This window comes from Paenibacillus sp. Soil522, assembly GCF_001428245.1.
Taxonomy (GTDB): Bacteria; Bacillota; Bacilli; order Paenibacillales; family Paenibacillaceae; genus Pristimantibacillus.
The window spans coordinates 115,461-121,550 of record NZ_LMRV01000027.1 but is presented as its reverse complement, the minus strand read 5'-3'; the positions used below and the strand labels follow the sequence as shown (position 1 = coordinate 121,550).

Below are 6,090 nucleotides of genomic sequence, written 5' to 3'. Positions count from 1 at the left end.
AAGATCCGCTCGACTTGCATGTATTAGGCACGCCGCCAGCGTTCGTCCTGAGCCAGGATCAAACTCTCCAAATTGGTGTTTGACTTGCTCATTACTTTTTATCGCTTTTTTCGCTTATCCCGAAGGATTTGCGAGGCAGTTATTACTCGTTGTTCAGTTTTCAAAGAGCAATCTTCTTTTCTTTCGTTCCGGTGTATTTCTTGGCCGGAATAAGAATATACCATGTACTCGCCCATTATTGCAAGTGTTTTTTGAAAATAATTTTGGACACCCTCCTTTCACTAACCTATCGTCATAAAATTAACCTCCCTTCTTTACAAGACTATTATTAGAAGAGTCACACTCATGAACGTGCATTGCCATAGCAATTATAAATAGAATAGAATGTGAAAATGACCTAAGGCCGCGGCCTCAGGTCGTTTTCACATCTTTCAAGCTTCTTACGTCATTATGAAGTTTTATATCGTTCAAACTGTTGAGTTTGTAAAATTTCAGGTAAATCAATAAGAATGCCGGCATCTGACGATGATTGCGCCCACTCTAGCAGCGCTTCATATTGATTTTGGCCCGTTATTCCGCCCAGCCATATTTGCTTCTGTGGAGTTAAAATAGAAATGACATTTGTTAAATCGCACGGGCCCAAGCAACCGCTAATCGTCAGTTGAATCGTTCGCAGCAGCCCTGCCTGTTTCCAGTTGTTCTTTAACCACTCTTCAGGAATGGCTGGTTTCCCTTTATCCGTCCGACCGCAACAGCAGCCCGAGCAAATGATAACCTGGCCTAAAACTTGACGCTTTGTATTAATGGTTTGGCTTAACATCTTCGCAGCCCCCCTTTCTTTCGGCATTGTTGCATTTTGATTTTAATCCGTTATATTAACTCTCTTCCTAAAAGAGCAGTATATTCATAACCATGTTGTTTTTTCGGTAAATGACATGCGCTTCGTATTTGGTGTTTCAGATGAGGAGTAACCGATAAAAATCGTCCCAATTACCTTTCTATTCTCCGGGCTTCCAATAAAACGATTCAGCCTTTCATCGCGTACAAGCCCAATTCCTCTCGTTCTCCATACCAAACCGAGTCCTAGCTCTCTTGCCGCAAGCCACATGGAATGTATGGAACAGCAAACGGCATACTCATTATCTTCAGAAGATGCTTCGTCGCCGGGAATGACATCAGAAGTCACCACAATGATAAGCGGTGTATTTTGCAGGACTGTAAGTGACTCTTTAACTAAATTCGGTTTTGCAGGAAACCTTTCCTCCAAATATTCCAGCGCCATATTCTGATATCGCTGCTTGGCCTCTCCACGGATGACATAGTAATGCCATGGTTCGCGCAAACGGTCATTAGGTGCCCAGGTTGCTGCTTCAAGTAATATAGCAATTTTATCCTCTTCTACTTCGTGAGGTTCATAATTGCGTACTGCCCTGCGGCTTTTCAATGTTTCAATGATAGACATCACACGTCATCTCCCCTTCATTTGGTTTAATTTCTATAATTATCTAGCATCTATTAATATTCAATGCCTAATACTGCCGGGACGCCTTCATTGTAATAGTGCTTTACGACCTGTACTTCTGAAACCAAATCAGCTTTTTCGATAATCTCCTTTTTAGCGCTTCTGCCAGTCAGGACGAGGTGCAAGCAGCCCGGCCGTTTTTCTATCAGCTCTAACACTTCATTAAGAGGGAGAACATCGTCGATTGGGAACTTTTCGATGGCGAGCGCATTATTAATCTCATCCAGAATCACGACATCCCAGTCACCGTTCATTACTTCTTGCTTCGCAGTCGTCCATGCTGTTTGCAGGGCGGCCCGGTGTTCTTCCGGCGTTTTTGTCCAGGTGAATCCCACACCGAGCTGCCGTATATCTACACCTAATTTAGATAGCGCTATTTGCTCACCGTATGTACGCTGCGGCGATTTGATAAATTGCAAAATAAGTACTTTAAAGCCCCGTCCTACAGCACGAACAGCCAACCCGAGAGAAGCGGTTGTTTTGCCTTTGCCGTCGCCTGTATAAACAAGAGTATATCCCTTACGTTTCTTTCTTCTCTCCGCCTGTTCCATCAGCCAAGCCTCTTTTCCTGCGATATTCACCGCAATGTGAGATGAAACGGTCAACTACTTTCGGGTTCGAAGCAAAATGAACATGCGTATAGCCGGCCATTAGATTTTTAGCATAATATCCCTCTTGCCCGGCGCCGCGCAGACCTTTCGTTTCATATACATACGGATAATTTTCCTGATCTGTCGTTAATGTAGAATAATGAAATTCATGCCCGCGAATGACCTCTTCTTGTTCCATAAGAATACAGTCGCTTAAAGCCTTTGCTTCCCGATAGCCTAGTGCGGCCAGCTTATTTTGCATTTTCACATCCGCCGGGATCACCCCCGCCATTTCATGCTTATATCCTGCACGGTCCGTAATCGAACGGGTAAGATACATATAACCTCCACACTCTGCAAAAACGGGAAGGCCCCCGCCTATACGAGCTTTTAAATCTGCTTTGATATGTACATGTGAAGCAAGATCCGCTGCGAATTCTTCCGGAAATCCGCCGCCGATATAAAGCCCATCCGCAGCAATAGGCACCTGCTCACCCGCCAATGGACTAAAGCAGATGAGTTTGGCGCCTTTTTGCTCCAACAGTTCTAGATTTTCGGGATAATAGAAATTGAACGCAGCATCACGCGCAATAGCAATTGTCGGACCGTCGCTCGGATAGGATGCGCCTGTGGTAAACAGCCGCTTCTCCGGCCAGCATAATTCAGAAACTTCCTCCGCCAATGAAACGATTGCTTCGAGATCTATTCCCTTCTCTACCAAATCAGCAGCATGATCTAAAAATGGAGTTAATTCACCGCGTTCGATCGCGGGAATCAAACCGAGATGACGTTCAGGAATCTCTAACTGCTCATCGCGTCCAAGCCAACCAATGACGGGAATTTTGCACTCCTGCTCAATGGCTGATTTGACAATCATAAAGTGTCCTTGGCTGCCGCATTTGTTGACGATCACCGCGGCAATGCGAACCCGCTCGTCCAGCTTTTGATAGCCGAGTACAACAGCCGCTGCGCTTCGTGCCATACTTTGCGCATTAACGATCAATATAACCGGGCTATCAAGAAGTTGAGCGATTTCCGCCGTGGAGCCGGTATTCGTTAAAGGATTTTTGCCGTCGTAAAGACCCATTACCCCTTCGATTACAGAAATATCTGCCCCCTCAGAGCCTCTGAGGAAAATTTCCTGCATCGTATCATGAGACAACATCCACGTGTCCAGATTCCGCGATGTTCTGCCGGTAACGGCTGTATGATAGGTAGGATCGATGTAATCCGGTCCGCATTTAAATCCTTGCACAGTCAATCCACGGCGTTTCAACGCCCCCATCAGACCGATCGTTATCGTTGTTTTACCAACACCGCTGCCCGTTCCTGCAATGACAATCCTGTTTCTTCCGGCATTCATGGCGTTACCTCAGCAATAGCGCTGTTCGGAATGCGGGCAACCGAGATCGTTACATTTCCGCTTTTACGCTTTTCCAACAGCCAATTTGGCGCCCCTGATGAAAGCAATGCGGCAGGCTCGCTCACTCCATATGCGCCTGTATACTTATACACCGTGTCAGATGGATTTTTTATCTGCACCTGATTTAACTCTTCCGGTGTATAAGTGTCTAACTTCCATTTAAACTTCCCGCAAACTTCAAGCAGTCCTTGCTCATCTTTCTTAAGATCGATTGTGGCAACATTGCGTACGCTTTTGATCGATAATTGAAGCTCGTTCAGCGTATCCGCTATTGTTTGCTCAATTTCCTCAGCCAGCGTTCCCCGGTTGCAGCCAATACCGAGCACAATCGTTTTCGGACGATACAAAACGCCATTTTGGAGAAGTGCCGAGACTTCCTGCGCATTTAATAAACGATCCGTTACGACTAACGCCGCATCAAAGTCCGTTTGCATCGCTTCGCTGGTGCTTGTATAGGTGCGAATATGCGATGGAAGAGGCCTGTCATAAGTCCACCAATTCGTCTCGCCTGCTTCTTGTACGACAACAACCCGTTCTTCGTTAACAACGGAAGCACTTACGGGAGTCGCTCTGTCAAAACTCTCAATCTCCCAGCCGAAAGCGCGGCCGAACAAATCTACCGGTATCGTCTGCTGCACATCGGAAGCCGTCGTAATGACGGGGCGTGCCCCGATTACCTTGGACACTTCACGAGTCAGCTCGTTCGCTCCACCAAGATGGCCTGATAGAACACTAATAACATGCTCACCGCGGTCATCAATGACGACGACAGCAGGGTCTTTTTTCTTATCCTCCAAAATCGGCGCAATCATTCGAACGACGGCTCCAAGGGAAATAATGATAATTAATCCGCTGTATCTTTTGAATAAATCCGGCAGTATCAGCTTTACAGAGCCCTCGAACATTTGATATCCCTTTTCCTGCTCGTCCCCTCTTGCAAATTTACTCATATAGTAGAGATCGGTTCCCGGAAACTGATCAGCCAGATTGCGGGCTATTTCAACTCCATGCTTTGTAATAGCCACAGCGGCAAACGGCTTAGTCATTGGTGACAACCCCTTTTCTATAACCGTGAGTAAACGACTTATCATACAGCTTGGAACGATGTTCATCACGGTCTACCAATGAAGGGTCAAGCGCCCATCCTGCCAAAATCATGGCGTGCATACGGATTCCTGCCTCACGCAAATCCTGATCGAGGTTTTTGAGCGTCGTACGTACGATTTTCTGATCAGGCCATGTTGCTCTTTGAACGACGGCTACCGGAGTGTCCTCTGACCAGCCGGCGGCAAGAAATTCTTTAACGACCTTCTTGGCAAGCGTGGCGCTTAAGAAGAGAGCAACGGTACAATGATGCGAAGCAAGATCGCGCAGCTTTTCCCTCTCAGGAACCGGCGTTCTCCCTTCCGCACGGGTTAAGATGACTGTCTGGGTTAAATCGGGGACCGTTAATTCGGCACCGAGTGCTGCCGCCGACGCAAATACCGAACTGACTCCGGGAATAATCTCATAGGAGATGCCGCGTTGTTTAAGCAAAACCATTTGCTCCAAAATAGCCCCGTACATGGACGGATCGCCTGTGTGAACCCGCGCAACGCTTTTTCCTTCAGCTACAGCTTTCTCCATAATGACTACCATTTCTTCCAAATCCATACCGGAGCTTTGGAGCACATGTGCATGCTTGCCGGCACGGGAAATAAGTTCTTCATTCACAAGCGAATCCGTATAAAGGACAACATCTGCATGCTGTATAATTTTCAAGCCTTTAACCGTAATGAGATCAGGATCTCCCGGACCGGCACCGACAATATAAACCTTCGCTTCCATTTCCATTATTTCCTCACCGCCATCAGTGTTAAATATTCAAGATCCTGACCCTTTAACTCACGAACATTACGCCAGACCAGCTCATGAGGAGAGGTCACTTTGGTAACAACGGAAGCCCGGTCTGTAAGATCCAGTTCCTCTAATATATCGATCATCATGTCCATAACCTTAGCAACCTTAATAAAAATTACCGTATCATGCTCTACAATAGCTTTCTTCATCGCTTCACGGTCTTCTATTGCAGGTATGATCGCAACCTGTTCATCTCCGTCCGCCAAATGAATTCCAAGACGCGCCGCTGCTCCCAGGAATGAAGAAATGCCCGGAACAGAACGAATCGGCACCTCCGGGTGCAGCTCCTGCATAAGACGTGCCATATGAATGAAGGTACTGTACAGGTTCGGGTCTCCTTCCGTGACAAACACGATATCACGGCCTTCCTTCAATTGCTCAAAGCAAAGGGATACGGTCTTGCTCCATTCCCTGTCCAGCGCCGCTTTATCTTTTGTCATCGGAAAAACAAGGCCTAGCATCACTTTCTCACTGGTATTCACATAAAGCTCGACAATTTCCAAAGCGTACGATTTGCCTCCCATACGCTTCTTCGGATAAGCAATTACCGGACATTCTTTCATCAAACGAAAGGCCTTGACGGTAATCAGTTCCGGATCTCCGGGACCTACACCGACACCATATAAGGTTCCAAATTTAACCGCTGTTGCTGCCAT

The 6,090-nt window shown here is 46.7% G+C and carries 7 protein-coding genes and 1 rRNA gene; all 8 read right to left on the bottom strand.

Translation table 11 applies throughout. From position 1 onward, the window contains the following. Window positions 1-74, bottom strand: a 16S ribosomal RNA gene (locus ASG81_RS05880); the annotation flags it as partial. 374 nt (window positions 75-448) lie between these two features. Continuing rightward, window positions 449-820, bottom strand: a complete 372-nt coding sequence (locus ASG81_RS05875; RefSeq protein WP_056630406.1) for a hypothetical protein — start codon at window positions 818-820, stop codon at window positions 449-451. An 84-nt stretch (window positions 821-904) separates the two neighbouring features. Then, entirely contained in the window at window positions 905-1,462 is a 558-nt protein-coding gene (locus tag ASG81_RS05870; RefSeq protein WP_056630403.1) for a nitroreductase family protein, read from the bottom strand. Between the two features lie 53 nt (window positions 1,463-1,515). Continuing rightward, the gene (gene cobO / locus ASG81_RS05865) at window positions 1,516-2,073 is read right to left on the bottom strand and encodes a cob(I)yrinic acid a,c-diamide adenosyltransferase (protein WP_056630400.1); all 558 of its coding nucleotides are present in this window, start codon (window positions 2,071-2,073) and stop codon (window positions 1,516-1,518) included. After that, entirely contained in the window at window positions 2,042-3,475 is a 1,434-nt protein-coding gene (locus ASG81_RS05860) for a cobyrinate a,c-diamide synthase (RefSeq protein WP_056630397.1), read from the bottom strand. Before ASG81_RS05860 ends, cobO begins: the two co-directional genes overlap by 32 nt. After that, window positions 3,472-4,581 (bottom strand): cobalt-precorrin 5A hydrolase, encoded by a 1,110-nt coding sequence (locus ASG81_RS05855; protein ID WP_056630392.1) that lies wholly within the window; start codon window positions 4,579-4,581, stop codon window positions 3,472-3,474. Before ASG81_RS05855 ends, ASG81_RS05860 begins: the two co-directional genes overlap by 4 nt. Beyond that, the gene (cobM, locus tag ASG81_RS05850) at window positions 4,574-5,368 is read right to left on the bottom strand and encodes a precorrin-4 C(11)-methyltransferase (protein WP_056630388.1); all 795 of its coding nucleotides are present in this window, start codon (window positions 5,366-5,368) and stop codon (window positions 4,574-4,576) included. Before cobM ends, ASG81_RS05855 begins: the two co-directional genes overlap by 8 nt. Beyond that, window positions 5,368-6,090: a precorrin-2 C(20)-methyltransferase gene (gene cobI / locus ASG81_RS05845; protein ID WP_056630385.1), complete on the bottom strand. Its 723-nt coding sequence runs from the start codon at window positions 6,088-6,090 to the stop codon at window positions 5,368-5,370. The genes cobM and cobI overlap by 1 nt, the downstream gene beginning before the upstream one ends.